General features: G+C 71.0%; 19 protein-coding genes. 13 read left to right on the forward strand and 6 right to left on the reverse strand.

The features are described 5' to 3' along the window. Positions 1–179: 179 nt before the first annotated feature. From BM140_RS01160 to BM140_RS01180, 5 genes are all read left to right on the forward strand, one after another. A complete protein-coding gene (locus BM140_RS01160; RefSeq protein ID WP_091941116.1) occupies positions 180–1,031 on the forward strand; it encodes a glycoside hydrolase family 25 protein in 852 nt (283 codons plus the stop codon). 217 nt (positions 1,032–1,248) lie between these two features. Beyond that, a complete protein-coding gene (locus BM140_RS01165) occupies positions 1,249–2,010 on the forward strand; it encodes a Crp/Fnr family transcriptional regulator (RefSeq protein ID WP_091941118.1) in 762 nt (253 codons plus the stop codon). 134 nt (positions 2,011–2,144) lie between these two features. Then, entirely contained in the window at positions 2,145–4,931 is a 2,787-nt protein-coding gene (locus BM140_RS01170; protein WP_091941120.1) for a PAS domain S-box protein, read from the forward strand. 103 nt (positions 4,932–5,034) lie between these two features. Then, on the forward strand, positions 5,035–5,436 hold the full coding sequence (locus tag BM140_RS01175) for a response regulator (RefSeq protein ID WP_091941122.1): 402 nt from the start codon (positions 5,035–5,037) through the stop codon (positions 5,434–5,436). Beyond that, positions 5,433–5,942: a GNAT family N-acetyltransferase gene (locus BM140_RS01180; RefSeq protein ID WP_244535235.1), complete on the forward strand. Its 510-nt coding sequence runs from the start codon at positions 5,433–5,435 to the stop codon at positions 5,940–5,942. Before BM140_RS01175 ends, BM140_RS01180 begins: the two co-directional genes overlap by 4 nt. Before the next feature lie 28 nt (positions 5,943–5,970). Here BM140_RS01180 and BM140_RS01185 read toward each other — a convergent pair whose 3' ends face one another. Then, a complete protein-coding gene (locus tag BM140_RS01185; protein WP_091941124.1) occupies positions 5,971–9,114 on the reverse strand; it encodes an efflux RND transporter permease subunit in 3,144 nt (1,047 codons plus the stop codon). Between the two features lie 157 nt (positions 9,115–9,271). Here BM140_RS01185 and BM140_RS01190 point away from each other — a divergent pair, with 157 nt between their 5' ends. Further along, positions 9,272–10,477: an efflux RND transporter periplasmic adaptor subunit gene (locus BM140_RS01190; RefSeq protein WP_091941126.1), complete on the forward strand. Its 1,206-nt coding sequence runs from the start codon at positions 9,272–9,274 to the stop codon at positions 10,475–10,477. A 113-nt stretch (positions 10,478–10,590) separates the two neighbouring features. After that, on the forward strand, positions 10,591–10,818 hold the full coding sequence (locus BM140_RS01195; protein WP_056238487.1) for a hypothetical protein: 228 nt from the start codon (positions 10,591–10,593) through the stop codon (positions 10,816–10,818). A gap of 13 nt (positions 10,819–10,831) precedes the next feature. Here the strand turns inward: BM140_RS01195 and BM140_RS01200 are convergent, their stop codons facing one another. Then, complete coding sequence (locus tag BM140_RS01200) at positions 10,832–12,832, reverse strand: methyl-accepting chemotaxis protein (protein ID WP_244535236.1); 2,001 nt, start codon at positions 12,830–12,832, stop codon at positions 10,832–10,834. A gap of 390 nt (positions 12,833–13,222) precedes the next feature. Here BM140_RS01200 and BM140_RS01205 point away from each other — a divergent pair, with 390 nt between their 5' ends. From BM140_RS01205 to BM140_RS01215, 3 genes are all read left to right on the forward strand, one after another. Beyond that, on the forward strand, positions 13,223–13,672 hold the full coding sequence (locus BM140_RS01205; protein WP_091941130.1) for a cupin domain-containing protein: 450 nt from the start codon (positions 13,223–13,225) through the stop codon (positions 13,670–13,672). A 165-nt stretch (positions 13,673–13,837) separates the two neighbouring features. Then, complete coding sequence (uvrA, locus tag BM140_RS01210; RefSeq protein WP_091941131.1) at positions 13,838–16,918, forward strand: excinuclease ABC subunit UvrA; 3,081 nt, start codon at positions 13,838–13,840, stop codon at positions 16,916–16,918. Between the two features lie 500 nt (positions 16,919–17,418). Next, positions 17,419–18,396 (forward strand): transporter family protein, encoded by a 978-nt coding sequence (locus BM140_RS01215; protein WP_091941133.1) that lies wholly within the window; start codon positions 17,419–17,421, stop codon positions 18,394–18,396. A 306-nt stretch (positions 18,397–18,702) separates the two neighbouring features. Here BM140_RS01215 and BM140_RS01220 read toward each other — a convergent pair whose 3' ends face one another. Both BM140_RS01220 and BM140_RS01225 read right to left on the reverse strand, forming a co-directional pair. Beyond that, positions 18,703–19,458, reverse strand: coding sequence for an anti-sigma factor (locus BM140_RS01220; RefSeq protein ID WP_091941135.1), 756 nt, complete (start codon positions 19,456–19,458; stop codon positions 18,703–18,705). Continuing rightward, positions 19,455–20,024: a sigma-70 family RNA polymerase sigma factor gene (locus tag BM140_RS01225; protein ID WP_425287035.1), complete on the reverse strand. Its 570-nt coding sequence runs from the start codon at positions 20,022–20,024 to the stop codon at positions 19,455–19,457. Before BM140_RS01225 ends, BM140_RS01220 begins: the two co-directional genes overlap by 4 nt. Positions 20,025–20,363: 339 nt before the next feature. Between BM140_RS01225 and BM140_RS01235 the strand changes: the two genes are divergently transcribed. Beyond that, positions 20,364–21,338, forward strand: coding sequence for a S1C family serine protease (locus tag BM140_RS01235; protein WP_091941139.1), 975 nt, complete (start codon positions 20,364–20,366; stop codon positions 21,336–21,338). Positions 21,339–21,611: 273 nt separating this feature from the next. Beyond that, positions 21,612–21,836: a hypothetical protein gene (locus BM140_RS01240; protein WP_091941141.1), complete on the forward strand. Its 225-nt coding sequence runs from the start codon at positions 21,612–21,614 to the stop codon at positions 21,834–21,836. 72 nt (positions 21,837–21,908) lie between these two features. Here the strand turns inward: BM140_RS01240 and BM140_RS01245 are convergent, their stop codons facing one another. Further along, positions 21,909–23,177, reverse strand: coding sequence for a Hint domain-containing protein (locus BM140_RS01245; protein WP_091941143.1), 1,269 nt, complete (start codon positions 23,175–23,177; stop codon positions 21,909–21,911). Positions 23,178–23,384: 207 nt separating this feature from the next. Between BM140_RS01245 and trmFO the strand changes: the two genes are divergently transcribed. Further along, positions 23,385–24,812 (forward strand): methylenetetrahydrofolate--tRNA-(uracil(54)-C(5))-methyltransferase (FADH(2)-oxidizing) TrmFO, encoded by a 1,428-nt coding sequence (gene trmFO, locus BM140_RS01250; protein ID WP_091941145.1) that lies wholly within the window; start codon positions 23,385–23,387, stop codon positions 24,810–24,812. 91 nt (positions 24,813–24,903) lie between these two features. On the opposite strand, the gene BM140_RS01255 is transcribed toward trmFO, so the two are convergent. Continuing rightward, positions 24,904–25,095: a hypothetical protein gene (locus tag BM140_RS01255; RefSeq protein WP_091941147.1), complete on the reverse strand. Its 192-nt coding sequence runs from the start codon at positions 25,093–25,095 to the stop codon at positions 24,904–24,906. Positions 25,096–25,107 lie beyond the last annotated feature (12 nt).

Raw genomic sequence — 25,107 nt, forward strand, 5'->3', positions numbered from 1 at the left:
CGAGACGGATGAAGGCATTAGCGCGGGACCTCGATACCGCCGGGGCGGCCTAGGCCGGCCTATGTGCCCGGTTTGCAACGGCTTCCGGAAATCCGCCGCAATGCTGGCAAAGCTCTGTTAACCGCCCGCGGGGCATCGAATACCCATTGATTTCGCACGCGGGAAGTGGCGGGCCATCGATGTCGCAGGACACCGGGTATACCTCTCAACGCCCTGCGGCTCCGCGCGCCTGGCTGAAGCGGGGGTTCGCCGCCGCGCTGCTGTCCGGGCTCGCGGCCTGCGCCTCGCAGAGCGACTTCTACCCCACCAAGGGTGACGTGAAGCCCCATCCGGGCGTGGCCAAGGCCAAGAACCACCCGATCCAGGGCATCGACATCTCGAAGTGGCAGGGCCCGATCGACTGGGCCTCGGTCAAGGGCGCGGGCACGCAGTTCGCCTTCATCAAGGCGACCGAGGGCGGCGACCACGTCGACGAGCGCTTCCGCGAGAACTGGGACGGGGCCGGCCGGGCCGGCGTGCCGCGGGGCGCGTACCATTTCGTGTTCTGGTGCCGCTCGGCGGAGGACCAGATGGCGTGGTTCAAGCGCAACGTCCCGAACGATCCGACCGCCCTGCCCCCGGTGCTGGACGTGGAATGGAACGGCCACTCGGCCAAGTGTCCGAAGAAGCTGCCCAAGGCCCAGGCGCTCGCCATGACCCGCTACATGCTGGAGGAGATGGAGCGCTACACCGGCAAGCGGCCGATCATCTACACCGACATCACCTTCCACAAGGACGTGCTGGAAGACGAGCTGCCCGATTACCCGCATTGGGTCCGCTCCACCGCCGCCGAGCCGGAGCAGCGCTACGCCAACCGCAAGTGGATGCTGTGGCAGTTCACCTCGACCGGACGCGTGCCCGGCGTGCGCGGCGACGTGGACCGCAACGCCTTCTACGGCAGCCCGCGGGAATGGGCTTCCTTCCTCGCCACGGATTGCGACCCGCGCGAGCATCGCCGCCTCGCCTCGCAGGGGCTGTGCAGCGCCAAATAGTGTCGCCGGGCCGGGAGCGGACGATTGTCGATCGATGGGCGCGGCCGGCGTAACCTATGTTATCGCCTCGTCCGCGCCTGAACTTATCGAGCCTGAGAGAGGGCGGTTCGGCGCGGGTTTTTCGATGACCGGCGGTGGTTGTGTCTACTTATAGACAGACATCGCATCGGAGCTCGCGCTAGGAGCGCCGCATCATCCGACGGACCCGAGCCACCCCATGCCTTCGGCCCTGGAGCGCTGCTTCGAAGGCAACCTCCTCCTCAAGTCCCTGCGTCCCGAGGATCGCGCGCTGCTGCTCCCGCATCTGGAGCGGGTCGAGTACGCCCGCGGCGCCACCCTGTTCGCCGCAGGCCGCGAGGTCGATTTCATCAGCTTCCCCCTCGACCAGACGGTCGTGACGCTGCTGATCTCGATGATCGACGGACGCAGCGCCGAGACCGCCACGATCGGCCGAGAGGGCGCGGTCGGCGGCGTCGTCAGCAACGGCGGCCTGCCCGCCTCGACCCATGCCACGATCCAGATCGCCGGCCCGATGCTGCGGATGGACTCGGTGCGACTCCAGGAGGCCAAGCGCCGCTCGGAGCACTTGCGCAACCTGTTCACCCGCTACTCCGACTGCCTGCTGGCGCAGGTGCTGCAGTCGGTCGCCTGCAACGCGCTCCATCCGATCGAGGAGCGCTGCCTGCGCTGGCTCCTGACCCTGCAGGACCGGCTGGCGAGCGACGTGTTGCCGATCACCCAGGAATCGCTGGCCGCGATGCTCGGCGTCCAGCGCACCTACCTGACGCGCATCCTGCGGATGTTGCAGCAGCAGGGGCTGATCGAGGTTGGGCGCGGGCGCATCACCATCGTGGACCGCGCCGAGACCGAGGCGGTGGCCTGCGAGTGCCATGCCTGCGTCAAACGTCACTTCGAGACGGTGCTCGGTGCGGTCTATGGTCCAAACGGTCGCCTTGTCGCGATCGATCCGCCGACCTAAACGCTCTGTCACGAGAGGGTGACGCCGGTCCACCGTGCGGCGCTGCCTTCGATGGGGCCGAGCCGCCGAGCCCGCGGGGACGGGATGCAAGGGGCGACACGACGCCATGACCGACAGCCAACCTGTCCGCGCCGATGAGCCGACCGTCTGACGCCGCGGCGCCGGGGATCGCGACCGGGGGCGCCGAGCGGTGCGCCGCGCTTGCCCGCTACGGCATCCTCGACACGCCCCCGGAGCAGGATTTCGACGACGCGGTCGCGCTCGCCGCGCAGCTCTGCGCCGCGCCGACGGCGCTCGTCAGCCTCGTCACCGAGGACCGGCAATGGTTCAAGGCGCGGCTCGGCTTCACGGCGACCGAGACCGGGCTCGACCGCTCGGTCTGTTCGCACACGCTGGGCTTGACCGACGTCCTCGTCATCCCCGACCTCACCGCGGATGACCGCACCCGCGCGAACCCGCTGGTCACGGGGCCGCCGGGGGCGCGCTTCTATGCGGGCGCCCCGTTGATCACGCCGGAGGGCGTCGCCATCGGCGCCCTGTGCGTGCTCGACACGGCGCCCCGGCCCGAGGGCCTGAGCCCGGCGCAGAAGGCGGGGCTCGCCGCCCTCGCCCGCTCGGTGATGACCCAGTTCGCGCTGCGCCGGGCGGCCCTGTCCCGCCGGGCGGAGATCGCCGCCCTGGCCGAGAGCGAATTGCGCCTGCGGCTCGCCGTGGAGGCGACCGATATCGGCACCTTCGACTACGACCTCGCCACGGGCATGCTGCGCTGGGACGGGCGCACCCGCGCCCTGTTCGGCGTCGGCCCGGACGAGCCCGTGAGCTACGCGGAGACGTTCCTGCCCCGCCTCCACCCGGAGGACCGGGCGCGGACCGATGCGGCGGTCCGCGCCGCCCTCGATCCCGAGGGCCACGGCCGGTTCGATTGCGAGTACCGCACCGTCGCCGCGGACGGCCGCCTGCTCCATCGGCTGACCGCCCGCGGCGCCGTCATCCGCGAGGGAGCCGAGACGCTCCGCTTCGTCGGCACGGTGCGCGACGTGACCGCCGAGCGCGCCGCGCAAGCCGCGCTCGCGGCCACCGAGGAGCGCCTGCGGCTGGCGACGCGGGCCACCAACGATGCGATCTGGGATTGGGACCTCGTCCGCGATCACGTGCTGTGGAACGAGGCGCTGGAGGCGGCCTATGGCTGGGCGCCCGAGACCGTCCGGCCCACCGGCGGCTGGTGGCTGGAGCGGATCCACCCGGACGACCGGGCGCGGGTCGAGGCCGACATCCGCTCCGTGATCGACGGCGGCGGTGACGACTGGCGCCACGAATACCGCTTCCGCCGCGCCGACGGCTCCTATGCCGAGGTGTTCGACCGCGGCTCGATGGTGCGCGATGCCCGGGGCGCGCCGCTGCGGATGATCGGCGCCATGCTGGACCTGACCGAGCGCAACCGCGTCTCCGGCCAGCTCCGGGCGGTGTTCGAGGGCGCCAATGTCGGCATCGTCCAGATCGATCCGCGCACGCTGGTCGCCCTCGAAGTCAACGCCAAGCTCTGCGCCATCTGGGGCGCGGCGGAATCCGAGATCGTCGGCCGTTCGGTGGCCCAATGGACGCCGGAGGAGGATGCGGAGGAGCGCGACCGCCTGCATCAGCGCCTGGCGGCGGGCGAGATCATGCGCGAGACCCTGGAGAAGCGCTACCGCCGCAAGGACGGACGCCTGATCTGGGGCCGGGTCAACCTCGTCTCGCAGGTGAACGGCGACGCGCTGCTGACCACCGCGATGATCGAGGACATCACCGAGGAGAAGCGGGTCGAGGCGCGCCAGCGGGCGCTCATCGAACTCGGCGACCGCCTGCGCGACGCCCCCGATGCCGCCGCGGTCTCGGGCGTCGCCGCCGAGATTCTGGGGCGGACGCTCGACCTGTCGCGGGCGGGCTATGCCGCCATCGACGGGGCCGCCGGCCGCTTCCGGGTCGAGCGCGACCGGACCGACGGGACGGTGGCGAGCCTTGCCGGAATCCATCCGCTCGCCCTGTTCGGCGCGACGGTGGCCCGCCTGCGGCGGGGCGAGGTTCTGATCGTCCCCGACATCGCCGCCGATGCCGGCCTCGCCCCGGATGCCGGAAGCTACGCCGCGCACGGCATCCGGGCCCAGGTCAAGGTGCCGCTGCTGCGCCGGGGCGACCTCGTCGGCCTGCTGTTCGCCCACGCTGCCGCCCCCCGCGCATGGGAGCCCGGCGAGGTCGGCTTCGTGCGCGAGGTGGCCGACCGGGTCTGGGCGGCGCTCGGTCGCCTCCAGGCCGAGGAGCAGCAGCGCGTGCTCAACCGCGAACTGAGCCACCGCCTCAAGAACACCCTGACCATGGCCCAGGCCATCGCCTCGCAGACCCTGCGCAACGTCACCGATGTCGGCTCGGTCAAGGAGGCCCTGGTCGCCCGCCTCGTGGCGCTCGGCAAGGCGCACGACATCCTGCTCTCGGGGGAGGGCGACGAGGGCGCGGGGCTGGAGGCGGTGCTGGCCGGGGCGCTCGCCATCCACGACGACGGCGAGCCCGAGCGCATCCGCCTGTCGGGCCCGGCGATCGAGGTCGGCCCGAAGGCCGCGCTCTCGCTCTCGCTGATGATCCACGAACTCGCCACCAACGCCGCCAAGTACGGCGCCTTCTCGGTGCCGGGCGGGCGCGTCGTCGTGGAATGGACCATCGAGGGCGGGGAGGAGGGCGGGCCGAGCCCCGACGCCCTTGTCCGGATGGTCTGGACCGAGCGCGGCGGCCCGCCGGTCAAGGTGCCGACCCGAAAGGGCTTCGGCTCGCGCCTGATCGAGCGCGGCCTGTCCGGCGCCGTCGGCGGCGCGACCCAGACCGATTACGCCGCCGACGGCGTGATCTGCCGCATCACCGCCCCGCTCGGGGGATTGCTGGAGAAGGAGTAGATTGTTCTTCCGGAGCCGGCGCGGCGCGGCATTTTGCGCGCCTGCAGGGGCAACGAACCGGCGTCTCGCCGTTTGTCCGAGGGATCCGGTCATAGGAACCCCGATGGATGAGCCCGTTCCCCCCTCCCCCGGCGATGGCGACCGCCCGCTCGCCCTGGTCGTCGAGGGCGACGCGATCCAGCGGATCGGGACCGCGGATTGCGTGGCGGAGGCCGGCTTCGAGGTGATCGAGGCCTGGAACGGGCCGACGGCGCTCCGCCAGATCGAGCGCCATCCGGAACTGCGCCTCGTCGTCATCGACGCCGACCTGCCCGATCCGGACGGGCGCTTCGCCCTGATCCACGCCATCGCCCGCCTGCGGCCCGGCCTGACCCTGATGGCGGTCTCCGCCGGCCCGGCCCCGGAGCCGGGTGCCCTGCCCTGCGATGCGCGGTTTGCCGCCAAGCCCCTCGGGGCGGGGGTGGCAAGACAGGCACGCGAGAGGTTGGGAGGACGTTTCGCGTGATCGAGCCGGGATCGCCTGCGCGGTGGCAGCCGCTCCTGGCCGCCGACATGGCGCAGGTCGATCGGATCGCCGCCCTGATCCATGCCGGCCTGCCGGAGCGGCCCGCGGTGCTGGCGGAGAAGCGCGACCTCTCGCCCGCGACCTGTCTGAAGCTCGAGCGCGACGGGAGAATCGTCGGATACGGGCTGGCTCACCCATGGATGCTGCGCGACATCCCGCCCCTCGACGCGTTCCTGACCGCGCTGCCGCCGTCGCCGGATTGCCTCTACCTCCACGACGTCGCGATCCTGCCCGAGGCGCGCGGCCGGCAGGCCGCGGCCCGCTTCATCGCCGGCCTCACGGCGCAGGCGCGGGGATGCGGGATCGCGTATCTCGCCTGCGTCTCGGTCTACGGCACCGTCGGGTTGTGGTCGGGGCTCGGCTTCGCGGCGCAGGACGATCCGGGCTTACGGGAAAAGCTGTCGAGCTACGGCGCCAGCGCCCGATACATGACGGCCCGGATCTGATCGCGCTCGGCGGCCAAAGCCCAAACCGTCACTCCGCCGGCACCGCCTGCCCCTCCCCGCGCCCTGCCTTGCCCTTCGCCTCCCCCCGCAGCCGCTCGGCGGCGACGTAGAAGACCGGCGTCACGAACAGGGTCAGGACGGTGGCGACCACGAGGCCGCCGATCACCACCGTGCCCATCGAGAGGCGGGCATTGGCCCCGGCCCCGCTGGCGATGGCGAGCGGCACCGCGCCGAGGATGAAGGCGAAGGAGGTCATCAGGATCGGGCGCATGCGCATCCGCGTGGCGTGCTTGGCCGCTTCCAGCGCGTCCTCGCCCTTGGCCCGCAATTCCTCGGCGAAGGAGACGAGCAGGATCGAGTTCTTGGCCGCCAATCCGACGAGCAGCAGCAGCCCGATCTGCCCGAACACGTCGAGCGGCATGTCGCGGAGCGCCAGGAAGCCGACCGCGCCGAAGATGGCGAGCGGCGTGGCGAGCAGGATGACGAGGGGCAGGCGCACCGATTCGTACTGCCCGGCGAGGAAGCAGAAGATCATGAACACGCCGAGCCCGAAGATCAGCGGCGCGAAGCTGCCGGCGATCTTTTCCTGATAGGCGACCTCGGTCCACTCGATGGAGAAGTTGCGCGGCAGCTCCGAGGACAGGCGCTCGACCTCTTCGAGGATGGTGCCGGAGGACGAGGTCGGCTCGATGGTGATCGCCACCTCGATCGCCGGATAGGTGTTGTAGGACAGGACCGCGGTCGGCCCGGTGGTGAACTTCGCCTGGACCAGCGAGCCGAGGCGCACCGGCTGGCCTTCGGCGTTCAGCACGGTGAGCGCCTCGAGATCCTGGAACACGCGCCGGCCCGAGGCCTCGCTCTGGACGTAGACTTGGTAGACGAAGCCGAAGCGGTTGAAGAGGTTGACGAAACTCGATCCGACATAGGTCCCGAGCGCCTCGAACAGCCGCGACAGCGGCACGCCGAGCTGCTCGGCCTTGGCCCGGTCGATGTCGAGGCGGATCTGCGGCACGCCCCATTCGGTGGTCGGCGTCGCCCCGCTGACGCCGGGCAGCGCCTTGATCTTCTCGATGAATTCGTTGGCCGTCTTCGCCAGTCCGAGGCCGCCATTGCCGGAGCGATCCTGAATCTCCAGCGTCAGCCCGCCGCGGCTGCCGAGCCCCGGCAGCGGCGAGGGGTTGGCGATGCGGACCTGCCCGTCGGGGTCGTGCTTGAACCGCTCCTCCATGTCGCGGATCAGGTCGTCGACCGTCGTTTTGCGCTCGTCCCAGGGCTTCATGACGGGGATGTTGAAGCCGTAGAACGGGGCAACCGTGTCGGCGAGGAAGCTTCGGCCCGACACCCCGATGGTGTGATCGACATCGTCGCGGGCCCGCAAGGCTTCGCCGAAGCGGGCGTTCATCGCCTCGGTGCGCTGGACCGAGGCGCCGAGCGGCATCGCCACCTCGGCGTAGAGATAGCCCTGGTCCTCCTCCGGCACGAAGCCGGTCGGGCGCTGCATCAGCAGCAGCACGGTGGCCCCGGCGAACAGGACGAAGACCACCAGCGTCAGGACGACGTGGCGCGACAGGAACCCGATCGCCGCGACGACGAAGCCCGCCGCCCGTTCGAGCGCCGTGTTGAACCAGTCGAGCGGGCGCTGCCACCACGGGCGGCGATGGCCGGGCTCGTGCGGGCGCAACAGCAGGCCGCAGAGCGCCGGCGTGAGCGTCAGCGAGACGACCGCCGAGATCAGCACCGAGATCGCGATGGTGAGCGCGAACTGGTTGTAGAGCTGGCCGGTCAGCCCCGGAATGAAGGCCACCGGCACGAACAGGGCGGCGAGCACGAGCGTCGTGGCGATGACCGGCCCGCCGACCTCGTTGACGGCGGCGCGCGCGGCGGGCTTGGGCGCCTCGCCCTCCGCCATCAGCCGCTCGGTGTTCTCGACGACGATGATGGCGTCGTCCACCACCAGTCCCACCGCCAGCACGAGGCCGAGCAGGCTGAGCGTATTGAAGGAGAAGCCGAGCAAGGCCATCGGCCCGAACGTGCCGATCAGCGCCACCGGCACCGCGATGGTCGGGATCAGCGTCGCGCGCCAGTTCTGGAGAAAGAGGTAGGTGACGACCGTGACGATCAGGATCGCCTCGATCAGCGTGCGCACCACCTCGTAGATCGCCTCCTTGACGAACTCGGTGGAATCGAGCGCGATCTTGTAGTGCAGGCCCGGCGGAAACCGCTTGGCGAGGTCCGCCATGGTCTCGCGCGTCCCGTTCATCACCTCGACGGCGTTGGCGTCGGGGTTCTGGAAGATGCCGAGCGTCGCCGAGGGCTTGCCGTCGAAGTTCGAGGTGACGCCGTACTGCTCGGAGCCGAGTTCGACCCGCGCGACATCCGAGACCCGCACCACCGAGCCGTCGGCATTGGCCCTGAGCACGATGTTGCCGAACTCCTCCGGCTTCACCAGCCGGCCCTTGGTGACGAGCTGAAGCTCGAAGGGCGTCGCCCGGTCCATCGGCAGTTTGCCCAGCGAGCCGGTGGTCACCTGCGCGTTCTGCGCCTGGATCGCCGCGAGCACCGTCTCGGTCGCCATGCCGAGCGCTTCCATCTTCACCGGGTCGAGCCAGACCCGCATGGCGTAGCGCATGTTCGAGAAGTTGAGGATGCGGCCCATGCCGGTGACGCGGCGCAGCGGCTTGATCACCTGCGTCTCGGCGTAGTTGGCGAGAAACAGCTCGTCGAAGCCGGTGCCCTCGTCGGCGTAGAGCACGACGTTGCCGAGGCGCTGGCGCGAGGACTTCTGGATTTCCAGGCCTTGATCCCGGACGGCCTGCGGTAGTTTGGCCTCCGCGCGGCTGGAGCGGGTCAGCACTTCGGCGGCGGCCGCGTCGAGGTTCGAGCCGACCTCGAAGGTCGCGTCCACCGAGACGCTGCCGTCGGCCGAGGAGGTCGACTGGATGTAGATGAGGTTGGGCGCCCCGTTGATCTCCTGCTCCAGCGGGATCGCGATCGACTCGTAGGCCTGCTGGGCGGAAGCGCCCGGATAGGTCGCCTGGATGTTGACGACGGGGGGCGCGATCTCGGGATACTGCGCCACCGGCAGGGTCAGCCCGGCGACGATGCCGATCGTCGTGATGATGACCGAGATGACGCCCGCGAGGATCGGCCGGTCGACGAACGTGGCGAACATGGGCCGGGGCCGTCTCCGGATGCGTTTGGGTGAGGCGGCCGGGGGCTGTGACCGACGGCCGTGAAGAGCCCGCGTGCAACGTCTTGGGCCTCTGCGTGTTCCCCACCTGCCGCGGCGCCGCGACGTGACGGGCCGGCGGCGTCGGGAGGGGGGCTTCGTGCGGTCAGGCGTCGGTTTCGTCATCACCGGGATCGTCATCGGGGCGATGGGGATCGCGGGCGGCGCGTGGTGGGGGATGGGCCATCCGATCCCCGGCTTCCTCGCCCACCACCTCAAGGTGGATCAGCGCGCCAAGGCCAAGGACCGGGAGGAGCCCGCGCTCGCCGTGAAGGTGGTGCCCGCCGCGCAGGCCGAGGTGCCGGTCGCGTTCGAATATACCGGCACGATCCTCTCGCCCCGCGACGCCGAATTGCAGGCGCGGGTGACCGGCATCGTGGTGGAGCGCGCCTTCGAGCCGGGCGGCCACGTGAAAAAGGGTCAGGTGCTGTTCCGCATCGATCCGCGCCCGTTCGAGGTGGCTTTGCAATCGGCGACCGCGCTCCGCGACCAGGCCAAGGCCACCCTCGACTTCGCCCAGGCCGAGGTGAACCGTACCGAGCAGCTCGCTGACAAGGGTTTTGCCACCGAGCAGCGCGCCCAGCAGAACCAGTCGAATCTCGCGACCGCGACCGCCAAGCTCAACGAGGCGGAGGCGGCCATCGCCCGGCAAAAACTCAACCTCGACTACGCGGTGATCCGCGCGCCGATCGACGGGCGCTCGTCGCTGTCGATGGTCAACATCGGCGACATGGTGATCGAGAACCAGACCAAGCTGGTCTCGGTGGTGCAGGTGAACCCGATCGACGTGCAGATGGCGCTCTCCTCCGAGGACGCCGAGGCCGTGCGGGTGGCGCTCCACGACAAGCGGGCCAAGGTCCAGCTCTTGGACGTCCAGCGCGAACCCGTGCGCGAGGCCACGATCTACCGCCTCGACAACCGCTTCGATCCCCGCACCGGGCGCCGCCTGATCCAGGCGTGGCTCGACAATGCCGACGAGCGCTACCTGCCCGGCCGCTTCGTGCGCGCCCGCATCGAGGTCGGCCGCCAGGAGCGGCTCCTGGTGCCGACCATCGCGCTCTCGGCCCAGCTCGACCAGCAGGTGGTCTGGACCGTGGACGACGAGAACAAGGTCCACATGACCGCGATCGAGACCGGCGACGCCTACGGCGACACCACCGCGGTGCTCAAAGGCCTCAAGCCCGGCACCAGGGTGGTGGTCGATCATCTCCAGAGCCTGCGCCAGAACCTCAAGGTCGAGCCGCAGGCGGCCGAGCCGGTCAAGGCCGCCGACAACACCCCCGCCTCCGGCGAGGCGCGGCACTGAATGATGGGTCGGAGACAGGAAGGTCCGGGGCTTGCACCACGACGCGTGTGCAGGCGCACCGGCTCGGACGGCGGCACAGGCGTTGGATCGACAAGGCGAGCGAGACGGAGATCATGACGCTACTCACCATGCCGGCCGTGCAGGCCCTCGTGTTCGTGGCGGGCTGTGCCCTGATCCACGCTGCCCGCGCCCACGCCGCGGCGCTCGCCCGCGTGCTGACCGAGGCCGCGCTCCTGCTCGCGGTGCTGCTGCTGGTGAGCGCCGCCATCAACTCGGCGGTCGAGGCCACCCTCGGCGGCAGCGGCCCCTACGACGCCATCGTGGCGCTCGACGCGCCCTGACCTGACACGCGGGTCACGCCGCCCGCACCTGCTCCAAAAACCCCCCGACCTCCTGCCGGAGCGCCGCCGCCTGCCGGGCGAGGTCGCTGGCCGCACCGAGCACCTGGGCCGAGCCGGCGCTGGTGCCGGTGGCGGCCTGCGCCACGCCCGCGATGGTGTCCGACACCGTGCGGACGCCGTGCGAAGTCTCGACCGTGGTGCGGGCGATCTCGGCTGTGGCCGCGCCCTGCTGTTCGACCGCGGCGGCGATGTCGCCGGAGATGCGCGCCAACTCGCGGATGGAGCGGCCGATCCCGCCGATGCCGGTGACCGAGGCCTCGCCCGAGGCGGCGATCTCGGCGACGCGGCCCGCGATCTCCTCGGTCGCCCGCGCGGTCTGGCCCGCGAGTTCCTTCACCTCGGACGCCACCACGGCAAAGCCCCGGCCCGCCTCCCCGGCGCGGGCCGCCTCGATGGTGGCGTTGAGGGCCAGAAGATTGGTCTGGCCGGCGATGTCCGAGATCAGCCCGACGATCCGGGCGATGCCGTTCGCAGCACCCGCCAGCCGCTCGACCTCGGCGGCGGTGCGCGCGGCGTCCGCTTCGGCGCTGGCCGCGGCGTCCGCCGAGGCGACGACCTGGGTGCCGATCTCGCGGATCGAGGCCGACAGCTCCTCGGTCGCCGCCGCGATCGAGTCGGAGGCCCGCGCCGCCTTCTCGGAGGCCGCCGCCGCCGAACCGCTCAAGGACGAGGTGTCGCCCGCATTCGCGCTCATGGCACGGGCGGCGCCCTCCAACTGCTGCGCGGCGGCCGAGACCGCGGCGACGATGCCGCCGACCCGCGCCTCGAAGCCGTCGGCCACGCCCATCATCGCGGCGTGGCGGCGCGCCGCCTCCTCCCCGGCGCTGCGCTCCCGCTCCGTTCGGGCGCGGGCGCGCTCGGCGACGCTGTCGCGGAATTCGGCCGCCGCCGCCGCGATGGCGCGCAGCTCGTGCGGGCCCTTCACCGGCACGGCCACGCTGGTGTCGCCCTGCCCGATCGCGGTGAGCGCGCGGGCCATGCGCGCCAAGGGCTTGGCGATGGCCGAGCCGAGGGCGAAGGCGAGCGCCACCGAGAGCCCGAGCATCGCCAACATCCCGGCGGACCAGACCGCGACCGCCCGCTCGGCGCGGGCGCGGGCGGCGCCGGCCTCGCGCGCGAGCGCGGCGGTGAGCCGGTCCTCGATGGCCTTGAGGCCGTCGATGCGCTGGGTCGCGAGACGGAACCAACCCTTGGCGTCGGCGAAGGCCGGCGCCTGCCCCGGCAGCGTGCCGAGCGCGATCCCGCGGATGCGGGCGACCTCGCGGGCGGGCGCCTCGGCCTCGGCCGCGTCGAGACCGGCCGTGTCCTCCGCCGGACTCGCGGCCCGAAACAGCCGGGCGTAGGTGTCCTGATCGGCCGACAGGCCGGCGAGCCGCCGGTAGCCCGCCAGATCGAGGCTGCCCGCGGCGAACACCGCGGAGGCCGCCGCCCGCTCCTGGCCCGCCATCTCCTTGAGCGACAGGAAGGCCGAATAGGCCGCGATCCGCGCGCCCACCGCCGGGTCGGCGGCGATCTGGCCGACCTCGCGCACGAGGTTCAGCGCCTCGCCGATCACCCCGGTATAGAGGGCGAGGTTGGCCGGGACCGTGACCTCCAGCCGATCGACCGCGCCGCGATGCGCCTCGATCCGCCCGAGCGCGGTGCGCAGCGCGTCCGCCTTGCGGGTAAAATCCGCGCCGCCCTCCGCATGATCGAGCGCCGCCCTCAGCTCGGCGCGGGCGGCGTCGGTGAGCCGGCGCTGGGCGGCGAGTTCGGTGCCGAACTGCGCCCCCTTCGAGCCGAGGAACAGCGAGGTGGCGCCCCGCTCCTTCTGCGCCTCGTGCACCATCGCGCTGATCCGGGCCGAGAGGCCGACCAGCGCCTCCATCCGGGCCATCGCCCGGCCCTCGCCGACCCGCTCGAACACCGCCACCCCGGCCGTCCCGGCGAAGGCGAGGCAGGGGATCAGCGCCACGGCGACGATGCGCCCGCGCAGCGAGCCGAGAATTCGCCCGCCGAGCCTATTTGCGCCCGGGGAGCCAAGAGCGGAAGATCTTTCGGTCGAGGTAGCGGACATCGAACGGCCGGACTTGAGGAATTTCTGTCGCAGTTGTGATGTCCCTCGGTAAAGAAATGCTTGTTCTGCCGAACTTGGCTGACGATTGAGGTATTTGCCTGCTTAATGTGCCGAACGATGCAAAAATAGGCAGTAATGAGTAGCCTGAACCGCACAATCTATCATTAGATAACTTGCCGGAGGCAAAGGGCTGCGTCCTCGGCTCACGTTGCCCGTCCCATCGGGCGCGGAACCCGGCGGGACCGGCCGTCTTGAAACGCGCGAGGCGGCGCGCGACGGGAGACCAGCATGGCGGCATCCGAAGAGGGCGGCGGCGCGAACGGCGACGGCCGCTTCGACATCCACGCCATCGCCCGCGGCCTGCCCGACGCGGCCGCGACGCTGCTGGTCGATGCCTACCTGTCCGACCGCCCGGCGGCGAGCGTGCGGGTGTTCCGGGTCTACCGCCCGACCCCGCCGCACACCCACGCCACCTGCGACGAGGTGCTGGTCTGCCTTTCCGGGCGCGGCACCTTCTGGATGGGTGACGCCGCGTCCGAGGCGGAGTTCGGCCCCGGCCACCTGCTGCTGTTCGACCGCAACACCGTCCACGCGCTGCCGAAGATCCTGGAGGAGCCGCTGGTGTTCCTCTCGGTCGACACCCCGCGCCGCGCGCCCACCGACATCGTGTTCGTGAACCCGGAAGACGGGACGCCCGCGACCTTCATGGCGCGCAACGCCGAGGGCGGCGCAGCGTGACGTCGGGATCGGCGTTGCCGTCGTACCCGTTCCGTTCTAGTGGTTTCGCGCAGCCCGGAACCCATCTGCGTTCCTTCGAACCTGTTCCCGGTGCGGCATAGCTTCGTTCGCCCGGCCGCGCCCGGCGCCGTCACCTCGGCTCGACCGTCAGAGAATTTGTCGCCCATGGCCAAAGCCAAAGCCCGCACAGCCGAGACCGCGGCCGGCAAGGAAGAAACGGCCGACGCCCGCCTCGCCGCGCTGTTCGACGCCGCCCCGCCGCCCGCGCGCGACACCCGCGTGATTTCGGTGCGGGGCGCCCGCGAGCACAATCTCAAGAACGTCGATCTGACGATTCCCCGCGACAAGCTGGTGGTGTTCACCGGGCTCTCGGGCTCGGGCAAGTCGTCGCTGGCCTTCGATACGATCTACGCGGAAGGCCAGCGCCGCTACGTCGAATCGCTCTCGGCCTATGCCCGCCAATTCCTCGAGATGATGGCCAAGCCCGATGTCGATCAGATCGACGGGCTCTCGCCCGCGATCTCCATCGAGCAGAAGACCACCTCGAAGAACCCGCGCTCGACGGTCGGCACCGTCACCGAGATCTACGACTACATGCGCCTCCTCTGGGCGCGGGTCGGCATCCCGTATTCGCCCGCCACCGGCGAGCCGATCGAAAGCCAGACCGTCTCGCAGATGGTCGATCGCGTGCTGGAGCTGCCGGAGAAGACCCGGCTCTACCTGCTCGCCCCCGTCGTCCGGGGGCGGAAAGGCGAATATCGAAAAGAAATCGCCGAATTTCAGAAGAAGGGCTTCCAGCGCCTGCGCATCGACGGCGAGTACTATCCGATCGACGACGTGCCGAAGCTCGACAAGAAGCTCAAGCACGACATCGACGTGGTGGTGGACCGCATCGTCGTGCGCGCCGACATCGCCTCGCGGCTGGCCGACTCGTTCGAGACGGCGCTCGAACTCGCCGACGGCATCGCCGACATCGAGTTCGCCGACACGCCGGAGGGGGAAACCCCGAAAAAAATCACCTTCTCGTCGCGCTTCGCCTGCCCGGTCTCCGGGTTCACCATCCCCGAGATCGAGCCGCGGCTGTTCTCGTTCAACAACCCGTTCGGCGCCTGCCCGACCTGCGGCGGCATCGGCCACGAGATGCGGATCGACCCCGAGATCGTCATCTCGGACCCCGCCCTGTCGCTGAAGCGCGGCGCGGTCGGGCCGTGGGCGAAATCGACCTCGCCCTATTACGACCAGACGCTGGAGGCCCTCGCGCGCCATTTCGGCTTCAAGACGACGGTGGCGTGGTCGGCGCTGCCGGCCTCGGCCAAACAGGCGATCCTCTACGGCACCGGCACGGAATCGGTGCGGTTCGACTACAACGACGGCCTGCGCTCCTACTCGGTCAACAAGCCGTTCGAGGGCGTCATCCCGAACCTGGAGCGGCGCTACAAGGAGACCGAGAGCGACGCCTCCCGCGAGGAGATCGGCCGCTTCATGAGCGCCACGCCCTGTCAGGCCTGCGGCGGCAAGCGCCTCAAGCCCGAGGCGCTGGCGGTGAAGATCGATCGCCAGGATATCGGGCAGGTGACGGCGCTGTCGGTGCGCGACGCCCATCGCTGGTTCTCCGAGATTTCGGAAAAGCTGAGCGACAAGCAGAACGAGATCGCGGTCCGCATCCTGAAAGAGATTCGCGACCGGCTGACCTTCCTCGTCGATGTCGGCCTGGAATACCTGACGCTCGCCCGCGGCTCCGGTTCGCTGTCGGGCGGCGAGAGCCAGCGCATCCGCCTCGCCTCGCAGATCGGCTCGGGGCTGACGGGCGTGCTCTACGTCCTCGACGAGCCCTCGATCGGCCTGCACCAGCGCGACAACGAGCGCCTGCTCGGCACGCTCAAGCGCCTGCGGGATCTCGGCAATTCGGTGATCGTGGTCGAGCACGACGAGGACGCGATCCTGCAGGCCGACTACGTGGTCGATGTCGGGCCGGGCGCGGGCATCCATGGTGGGCAGATCATCGCTCAGGGCACGCCGCAGGAGCTTCTGCGCGATCCCGCCTCGCTGACCGCCAAGTATCTCACCGGCGAACTCTCGGTGCACACGCCGAAGGTCCGGCGCGATCCCGGCCGTGGCACGCTGACCGTCGTCGGCGCGCGGGGCAACAACCTGAAGGACGTGACCGCCAAGATTCCGCTCGGCACCTTCACCTGCATCGCCGGCGTGTCCGGCGGCGGCAAGTCGACGCTCATCATCGACACGCTCTACAAGGCGGCGGCCAAGCGCCTGAACGGCGCGCTGGAGCATCCGGCCCCCCACGATTCGATCGAGGGGCTGGAGCATCTCGACAAGGTCATCGACATCGACCAGTCGCCGATCGGCCGCACGCCGCGCTCGAACCCGGCGACCTATACCGGCGCCTTCACCCCGATCCGCGACTGGTTCGCGGGGCTGCCCGAGGCCAAGGCCCGCGGCTATCAGGCCGGGCGCTTCTCGTTCAACGTGAAGGGCGGGCGCTGCGAGGCCTGCTCGGGCGACGGCGTCATCAAGATCGAGATGCACTTCCTGCCCGACGTCTACGTCACCTGCGACGTGTGCAAGGGCAAGCGCTACGACCGCGAGACGCTGGAGGTGCGCTACCGCAACAAGTCCATCGCCGACGTGCTCGACATGACGGTGGAGGAGGCCGCCGACCTGTTCAAGGCGGTGCCGACCATCCGCGAGAAGATGGAGACGCTGGCCCGCGTCGGGCTGCACTACGTCCGGGTCGGCCAGCAGGCCACCACGCTGTCGGGCGGCGAGGCGCAGCGGGTGAAGCTGTCCAAGGAGCTGTCGAAGCGGGCCACCGGCCGCACCCTCTACATCCTCGACGAGCCGACCACTGGCCTGCACTTCCACGACGTCGCCAAGCTGATGGAGGTGCTCCACGAGCTGGTGGACCAGGGCAACACCGTGGTGGTGATCGAGCACAACCTGGAGGTCATCAAGACCGCCGACTGGGTGATCGATATGGGCCCCGAGGGTGGAGACGGCGGCGGCCGGGTGGTGGCGCAGGGCACGCCCGAGCAGATCGCCGCGAGTACCGCGAGCCACACGGGACGCTTCCTGCGCGAGGTGCTGGCCCGCCGCCCCGCAGCAATGGCCAAGGGGGCGAAGGCGGCCGCCAAGGCGTCGTCCAAGACCACGCCCGAAAAGACCACGCCCGAAAAGGCCGCGGCGTCGCGGGGGCGTGGCGCCGGCCGGGGCCGTCAGGCGGCCGAGTAGCCGCTCGACCGGGGCGGCGCGTCCGACGATTCGCCCCCCGATTCCCCTTCCCGACCGGCCGCCGGACCCGGTTCGGGCTTGCTGCGCTGCGGGAAGCCGTCGGCGGCTTGCGCAATCGCCCCGCCTCTCCTGCCGAACATGCCCGCCGATCGGTGGCGCCCAACGGCTTGATTGAGCTTGGCAATTCGCATCTCAATGCGGCCCTGTCGCCTGGATCGACGCGGCGGCCCTTCAGTAAGATATCGTTAAGGAATCCGGTGCTCCGCAGCGAAAATGCGGCTTTTGCGCAACGGTGTGACCCGAACTGCCGAGATTGCGGGCAATCCCCTGTCATTCGGAGCCGGTCTGTAGAATAGTTCCCGTCGTCGAGACTTGAGGTGCGGCCGTAAGGGGGCGTCGGCATCGGATCGGTTGGTCCCGCTCCAGAGAGAGCGGGGGGGAGCCGAGGGATGCGGGGGCTACGGGGCGGACGCCTGAAATCCTTGGGAAGGAACGAGAAAATGATGAAGAACTGGCTCGCCGCTGGCGCGATCGCGCTGACGGCCGGAATGACGACGACCGTCGCGCAGGCCCAGACCACCACGGTCCCCGGCGAGCAGGTCGGCCTCGCGGTCGGCGCTCCGCTGCCCGAGGGCGTGTATGCCATCAACACCTTCACCTACGGTGGTCGTGATCAGGGCGCGCTCGATGTCGGCGTGAACATTCCGATCCTGGTGTGGGCGACCCCGTGGGTTCCGCTCGGCGGCCGTCTCGAGTTCGTCGTTGCCCCCCCGACCGTGTTCGCCTTCGGCAAGAACAGCGGCCCAGGCGGCATCCGTGACTTCTCGGTCAACGTCGGCACCTTCGTCGGTGGCATCTGGGCGTTCGACCTCGGCGGCAACTTCGGCGTCAGCTTGCTCGGCGGTGTCTACCTCAACGAGCTGAACGGCGATCGCGGCGTGGCCCGCTTCAACAGCGGCGCCGTGGCCGTCAACCCGGTCCTGCCGTTCCTGGCCTCCAACACCTACCGCTTCGGCGTGGCCGGCAGCTACACCGGCGACGGTTGGAACGTGACCGCCAACCTGACCTACAACTTCTACGACTCGCCGGCGACCTTCAGCGGCAACAACACCTTCGGGACCCGTGGCCCGTTCAACATCTCCGACGCCCTCAACCTCGACCTGACCGCGACCAAGAAGTTCGGCAAGTTCGAGATCGGCGCCATCGGTTACGGCACGGTCAACCTCGACCCGAACCTTCTGAACCGCGTCGGCGATCTGGGCTCGGGCCGCATCGGTCGCGGTGGTCGCTTCCTCCTCGGCGGCCTCGTCGGCTACGACTTCGGCGCCTTCACCACGCAGTTCTACGTGGCCCGCACCGTCGCCCGCACCGCGGACTCCTTCGACTCGACCGAGGGCTGGTTCCGCATCGTGGCCCCGCTCTACACCCCGCCGGCCGCCGTGGCCGTCGCCCCGGCCCCGCTGGTGCGCAAGTACTGATCCGAACCGGGGACGCCGCAAGCGGCGTCCCCACACCCATACGGGTGGAACCGTCCGGCCGTAGGGCCGGGCGGTTTTTTGTTTGTGGCGGTCGCTTCCGGCTTCGCAGGCGCGGAGGGCGCCGTGCGGGAGATCGCATCGCGAGCGAGGCTCTCGCGTGTGGGGCGCATCGGCCTTTTTCCGAACGCCGGTTCCCACCTTTCGGGCCGCTGCTCAGGCCGAACGGGAACAGGCCACCTTGCACTTTACCTCAACATACGATGGCAAGTTTCTGAGATCGAAAAGCAATTGGCCGGTGCCTTCGCCTCACTCCGGGATCAGCTTGCCCGTATAGACCACCGGTCCGGTCGGCTGGCCCGTGGGGGAGCCGCCGGGCGGCTCGACCGACACCGCGAGGGTGCCGCCCGCGGCAGACCCCGCTTCCGAGGGCAGGGCGAGGCGGGCCGGCTCGGTGCCGACGAGGCCGAGGGGCCGCGGCGCGGCGCCCGCGCCGATATACCAGAGTTCCAGGCTGCGGCCCGCGGGCGCGCGGGCGGCGAGGGGGCGCACCCGCACGGTGCCGCTGGCGGCATCGACGCTGACGATCAGGGCCGGCAGGTCGCCGCCGCTCGTCACCACCGCGACGGAACGTCCCCCCGGCGGGGGCACCGGCCGCAGGGGCCCGGCCAGCACCAGGGCAAGGCCGGCGGCGGCGAGCCCCGCCGCGCCTGCCGCCGCCGCGGTCGCACGGCGCCAGAACCGAACCTGCCGGGTGAGGGCGCGCAGGCTCTCCCCAGCGGCGGCCAGACGCGCATCGTGCTGGGGAGCGCCCTCCCGCCCCGCCCCGCCCGACGGCAGCGCCGCAGCGATGCGGCCCCACAGCGCCGGACCGGGCCGGACCGCCGGCACCGCCCGCGCCAGGGGGGAAAGCCGCCGCTCCCAGCCGCGCAAAGCCGCCTCGGTCGCCGGATCGAGCGTCCGTTCCAGCTCGAACGCCGCCCGCTCACCGGCATCGAGCGTGCCGAGCACGTACTCGGCGGCGCGCAGATCGCGCAGGCCCTCGTCGTCCCGGCCGCCGCTCATGCTCCCGTCTCCAGGCAGGATTTCAGGGAGGCCAGGGTGCGGTGCAGCCAGGTCTTCACGGTGTTGACCGGACGGCCGTAGCGCACGGCCAGCTCTTCCCGCGACCAGCCCTCGCAATAGGCCAGCACCACGCAGTCCCGTTGGGTCGGGTCGAGCCGCGACAGGCAGGCGACCAGGGCGTCGCGGTCGAGGATCGCGTCCTCGCCGCCGCCCGGGGCGCTCAGCCGTTCCCAATACGCCTCGCCGGCTTCGCCCGACGGCATCGCGACCTCGCTTCGGCGGCGAACCCCGTCGATGGCCCGGTTGCGCGCGATGGCGCACAGCCAGGGGAGCGGCGCCCCCGCCGCGGGCGCATACGATCCGGCCGCGTGCCAGATCCGCAGGAACACGTCCTGAAGCACGTCCTCGGCCAAGCTCCGGTCGCGCTGGATACGCAGGATGAGGCCGAGAAGTTTCGCCGCCGTGCGGTCGTACAGGGCCTTGAGCGCCGCCTCGTCCCGCCCGGCGATTCTTTCGAGGAGGCCCGCGAGCACCGCATCCTCGCCGCCGTCGATGTCACGCGGCAGCACGGCCCGCTCCTGTCTCGGTCGGCGATGGGGGGGACATGCGGGCGGGCTCGTGCGTCCGGCGGAAACGTTGCGGGCAATCTACCGGACGGCAACGGCCTGCGCCATCGATCCGGCCTCGTGGTCCAGCCCGAAGTGTCCCCTGCGGAGCGCCGGCCTCGAGGAGGCGTCACGTCCGCGGAGGCCGCGGCCGCGCCGGGGGCGGGCATGGACCGCGGCGATCGTGCAAACGATCCGCCGCCTGTCGGCGGCGGCGGGGCCGCCTATCTTATCCGGCATGCCCGATGCTCTTCGAAACGTGACCGGGCAGGCTTCGGGACGTCGCGGGAGAGGGAGCGCATGGCCGCGCACGGCGAATTCAGGATCCCGGCCGCCCAGCAGCCGAAATCGGGCGACTACGCCTACGATCTCGAACGGGCGCTGACCTCGGTGGTCTCCCTGTCCTCCCGCGCGCCCGCGGAGGCCTTCACCGCCGAGACGCTCGGAACCGAGCGGGCCGGCAACGGCGTGGTGATCCGCGAGGACGGCCTCGTGCTGACCATCGGCTATCTCGTGATCGAGGCCGAGAGCGTCTGGCTCACCACCCATGACGGGCGCTTCGTGCCCGCCCATGTCGTCGGCTACGATGCGGTGACCGGCTTCGGCCTCGTCCAGGCGCTGGGCGATCTCGGCCTGCCCGCCTTGCGGCTCGGAAGCTCGGATGCCCTGCGGATCGGCGACCGGGCCGTGATCGCGGGGGCGGGCGGGCGCGGGCACAGCCTCGCGGTCGAGCTGGTCGGACGCCAGGAATTCGCGGGCTACTGGGAGTACGTCCTCGACGAGGCCTTGTTCACCGCACCCTCCCACCCGCATTGGGGCGGCACCGCCCTGATCGGGCCGGACGGCGAATTGGTCGGCATCGGCTCGCTTCAGCTCCAGCAGGGCGGCAGCGCGGGGGCGCGGGCGATCAACATGGTCGTGCCGATCGAGCTGCTGCCGCCGATCCTCGCCGACCTCGAGGCCCGCGGCCGGGCCGACCGACCGCCCCGGCCCTGGCTCGGCCTCTACGCCACCGAGACCGAGGACGGCGTCGTCGTGATGGGCCTGACCGACGGGGGCCCGGCGGAGGTCGCCGACCTGCGCCCCGGCGACGTGCTGGCGGAGGTGGCGGGCGAGCCGGTGGCGGATCTGGCCGGCTTCTTCCGGCAGGTCTGGGCGCTCGGCGAGGCCGGCGTGCGCGTGCCGCTGACGATCGGCCGCGACGGCCGTCCCCTGCGCCTGTCGCTGACCTCGGTCGATCGCGATCGCTTCCTCGTAGGGCCCAAGCTGCATTGATGCGGGGCCGATACGGTCCCCGCTTGATTCGAGCGGGGACCGTATCGGCAAGCCCGCGCGGCCCTTGAGCGAAGCCTAGATCCGCCATCCCGAAGGGATCGACCGGATTGGGTATGAGCGGTTGCGCCGCACGTCACGAAGGCATGTACGGCGCCTGCTTCGCTTGCATCCATGTTACGAGGGTTTACACTCGTTTCATCGTAGGCAGGGATATCCCGGGCGCCAGCGGCTGAGAGACCTCGCGCTCCCGCCTGAACGGACACGGAGCTGGTCTTGCCTCTCTTCGTCGGCCCGCCGATCTGCCCAGAGCTCCCCGCCGCCTACCGCGTGCTCATTCTGAGCGCGAGCGGACACATCCTCCTGAACGAGCCGATCGCGGCCGCCGACGACGGCGAAGCGGTGGTGCTGGCGCGCCGCCGATCCGGCGCGGCCACCGTCGAATTGTGGGACGGCGTGCGCTTCATGGAGCATTTTCCGCCTTTGCCGACCGCGACCTGATCCCATCGGGTCGAGAGCATCGGCCCGAAGGGCGGAAACCGGCTTTGGGAAAAGAGCCGTTGCCGGCGCGCCTCATTGCGGGCGTCGGAACCCGGCGAGATCGACCACCCCGGCGGCCTCCCGCGGGCCGATCCAGCGGGGCAGGGGTGGGCAGGACAGGGTGATCCGCAGGAACACCACCGTGCCGCGGCACCCCTCCCAAAGGGCGGCCGGCAGCACGGCGCCGCCATCGGTCCAGCGCCAGCGCGCCCCGTTGTCGTCTCCCCCCTGCCCGTCGAGCGGATGGAAGCCGGTCTCCAGCCGGGGATCGTCGAGGGCGATCCGGCGCAGGCCGGTCAGGCCGTCGTCGATGCTGAGTTCGGCCACCGCCACGCCGAGCTGCCGTTCGTCTGTGGAGCCCGGCAGGACGTGGGCCGCGATGCTGGCGTCGCTGACGAGGCGCACGTCGCGCGCCTCCGTCGGCAGCACGAAGCGGACGACGAGTCCGTTGACGTCCGGCTGGATCGTCCGTCCGTCGGCGACGAGGTGCAGCCCCGCCAGCGACGCCTCCGACAGGTGCCAGCCCAGGCTCCGGGCGCGGTCCGCGAGCCGGGTGCGCAGCACCTCGATCATCACGCCCTCCTCGTGGATCGGGCGGCAGGCACCGGTCGCCGCCAGCCGGATCGCGGCTTCCGATGGGGAGACGTGGCCCTCCCCGGCCGCGGTGAAGAGGCGGCGATGGCCGGTGTCGCGGCAGCTCTCGGCGGGCTGGCCCTCGGCCAGGAGGATGTCGTGGCCGCCGAGTTCCACGTGCCAGTAGGTGACGCTCTCCAGGGCGATCCGGGCGAGCGTCGTGCCGTTGACGAGGCGGGCGGCCGGGATCAGCACCTCGCCGAGCACGTCGAGGCAGAGGCCGTGGCCGGGCGAGACGAGGAGGTCGCGCTCCGGGCGGCCCTCGCCGAAGGCATGGGCCGCGATGCGCACCGGCTGCCGATCGGTCCGGCCGTGGCAGGAGACCGTGCGCTGGCCGATCCAGCGGATCGGGCGCCGGACGCCCCCGGCGGTCACGAGGACGGTGCCGACGCTCAGGGACTCGACCGCCGCCGGACCGTCCGCGGTCGCGAGATGCGTGCCGGCGACGAAGCCGCCGAACGCACCGGCCGGCACGTCTTCGGCGACCTTCACGGCCTCGGCGACCGGCGCATCGTCGGCGACCGGTGCGGCCTCCGTGGCCGCGGGCTGACCCTCCCCCTCGCCCGCCCTCGACGGCCCGTCGCCTTCCGGGCGGGGCTCGGTGGCGCCGCCCCGGTCCGTCTCGGCGCCCGCGTCGGCGGGGGAATGGGGATGGGGATCGTCCGACATGATGCGGTCCCGACGCTGCCCGGCGCCTCGCCGGACCGTGACGAACAGCGATGACGCCGCCGGCCCGCCCTGACAAGGCACGGGTGCGATCGCCGTGGCGATTCCGCCGCCGCGCAGGCTTCGGGCAACGCCTATGCGGCCCCCGCGTCGAGCGCGTGGGGCATCGGCCGCATTGATCGCGGGCGCGCGAAATCCTATCCCGTCGCGATGACGGATCCGATTCATATCGTCGGCGGCGGGCTCGCCGGCTCCGAGGCCGCGTGGCAGATCGTGCAGGGCGGCGGGCGCGTGGTGCTGCACGAGATGCGGCCGCAGCGCGCCACCGAGGCCCACCAGACCGACGGGCTGGCCGAGCTGGTCTGCTCGAACTCGTTCCGCTCGGACGACGCCAACGGCAACGCGGTGGGCCTGCTGCATCAGGAGATGCGGCGCCTGAACTCGCTGATCATGCGCGCGGCCGACGCCCACCAAGTGCCCGCGGGCGGGGCGCTCGCGGTCGACCGCGATGCCTTCTCGCAGGCCGTCACGGCGGCGCTCGAAGCGCATCCGAACGTCGAGATCGTCCGCGAAGAGGTCGCCGGCCTGCCGCCCGAGGAATGGGGCCCGACCATCCTGGCCACCGGCCCCCTCACCTCCCCGGCCCTCGCCGAGGCGGTCGCCGCGCTCACCGGCAAGGACTCGCTCGCCTTCTTCGACGCCATCGCCCCGATCGTCCATCGCGACTCGATCGACATGGGCAAGGCGTGGTTCCAGTCGCGCTACGACAAGGCCGGGCCGGGCGGCACCGGGGCCGATTATCTCAACTGCCCGATGGACCGGGCCCAGTACGACGCCTTCATCGCCGCCCTGATCGCGGGCGAAAAGACCTCGTTCAAGGAATGGGAGGCCACGACCCCCTATTTCGACGGCTGCCTGCCGATCGAGGTGATGGCCGAGCGCGGCCCCGAGACCCTGCGCCACGGCCCGATGAAGCCGGTGGGGCTCACCAACCCGCACGACCCGACGGTCAAGCCCTGCGCCATCGTCCAGCTGCGCCAGGACAACGCGCTCGGCACGCTGTTCAACATGGTGGGCTTCCAGACCAAGCTGCGCCACGCCGAGCAGATCCGCGTCTTCCGCACGATTCCGGGGCTGGAGAACGCCGAGTTCGCCCGCCTCGGGGGCTTGCACCGCAACACCTATCTGGATTCCCCGCGCCTGCTCGACGCGACCCTGCGGCTGAAGGCGCGGCCGTCCTTGCGCTTCGCCGGCCAGATCACCGGCTGCGAGGGTTATGTCGAGAGCGCCGCGGTCGGGCTGATGGCGGGCCGCTACGCGCTGGCAGACGCCGCGGGGGAGACCCTCGCCCCCCTGCCCCCGACGACGGCGCTCGGCGCGCTGATCGCCCACATCACCGGCGGTCATGTCGAGGCGGGCGCGGAGGCGGAAGCCAACGCGCCGCGCTCGTTCCAGCCGATGAACGTCAATTTCGGCCTGTTTCCGCCGCTGGAGCGGATGCCGCGCAACGAAACGGGCAAGCGCCTGCGCGGCCCCGAGAAGGCGGCGCTCAAGAAGCGGGCGCTCACCGACCGGGCGCGGGCTGCCCTCGCCGCCTGGCTCGGCGAGGGCGAGACGCCCTTGCGGGCGGCGGAGTAAGTGTCTCTCACAAAACTCCCCCTGCGCCGTCGCGCCCGGAGAGGACACCGGCTGTGAACGGGAGTTTTGTGAGGCACTCTAAGCCCGGCGCTCAGGCGGGCTTGTCGGCGTCGCCGGATTTTTCGGGCTTCGGGTCCTTCGACGGGTCGGGGTTGTCCTGCGGGCGCATCGTCGCCCCCAAGGTGCCCTTGCCCGGATGGCCGGTCTGCTCGTCGATATTGCCGAGCGCGCCGCCTTCCTGCGTCTTGCTGTCCTGCGTGCCCGGCTTCTCCGGCTTCCTCACGGCGGCCTCCTG

Origin of the sequence: Methylorubrum salsuginis (genome assembly GCF_900114375.1) — a bacterium.
GTDB lineage: Bacteria > Pseudomonadota > Alphaproteobacteria > Rhizobiales > Beijerinckiaceae > Methylobacterium > Methylobacterium salsuginis.

Bases quoted from the DNA above. Each gene is read 5' to 3' on its own strand.
- BM140_RS01220 (WP_091941135.1), bottom strand. From the start codon at position 19,458: ATGAGCGGCGGCCGGGACGACGAGGGCCTGCGCGATCTGCGCGCCGCC.
- BM140_RS01195 (WP_056238487.1), top strand. From the start codon at position 10,591: ATGACGCTACTCACCATGCCGGCCGTGCAGGCCCTCGTGTTCGTGGCG.
- BM140_RS01165 (WP_091941118.1), top strand. From the start codon at position 1,249: ATGCCTTCGGCCCTGGAGCGCTGCTTCGAAGGCAACCTCCTCCTCAAG.
- uvrA (WP_091941131.1), top strand. From the start codon at position 13,838: ATGGCCAAAGCCAAAGCCCGCACAGCCGAGACCGCGGCCGGCAAGGAA.
- BM140_RS01170 (WP_091941120.1), top strand. From the start codon at position 2,145: ATGAGCCGACCGTCTGACGCCGCGGCGCCGGGGATCGCGACCGGGGGC.
- BM140_RS01235 (WP_091941139.1), top strand. From the start codon at position 20,364: ATGGCCGCGCACGGCGAATTCAGGATCCCGGCCGCCCAGCAGCCGAAA.
- BM140_RS01215 (WP_091941133.1), top strand. From the start codon at position 17,419: ATGATGAAGAACTGGCTCGCCGCTGGCGCGATCGCGCTGACGGCCGGA.
- BM140_RS01245 (WP_091941143.1), bottom strand. From the start codon at position 23,177: ATGTCGGACGATCCCCATCCCCATTCCCCCGCCGACGCGGGCGCCGAG.
- BM140_RS01205 (WP_091941130.1), top strand. From the start codon at position 13,223: ATGGCGGCATCCGAAGAGGGCGGCGGCGCGAACGGCGACGGCCGCTTC.
- trmFO (WP_091941145.1), top strand. From the start codon at position 23,385: ATGACGGATCCGATTCATATCGTCGGCGGCGGGCTCGCCGGCTCCGAG.
- BM140_RS01175 (WP_091941122.1), top strand. From the start codon at position 5,035: ATGGATGAGCCCGTTCCCCCCTCCCCCGGCGATGGCGACCGCCCGCTC.
- BM140_RS01160 (WP_091941116.1), top strand. From the start codon at position 180: ATGTCGCAGGACACCGGGTATACCTCTCAACGCCCTGCGGCTCCGCGC.
- BM140_RS01185 (WP_091941124.1), bottom strand. From the start codon at position 9,114: ATGTTCGCCACGTTCGTCGACCGGCCGATCCTCGCGGGCGTCATCTCG.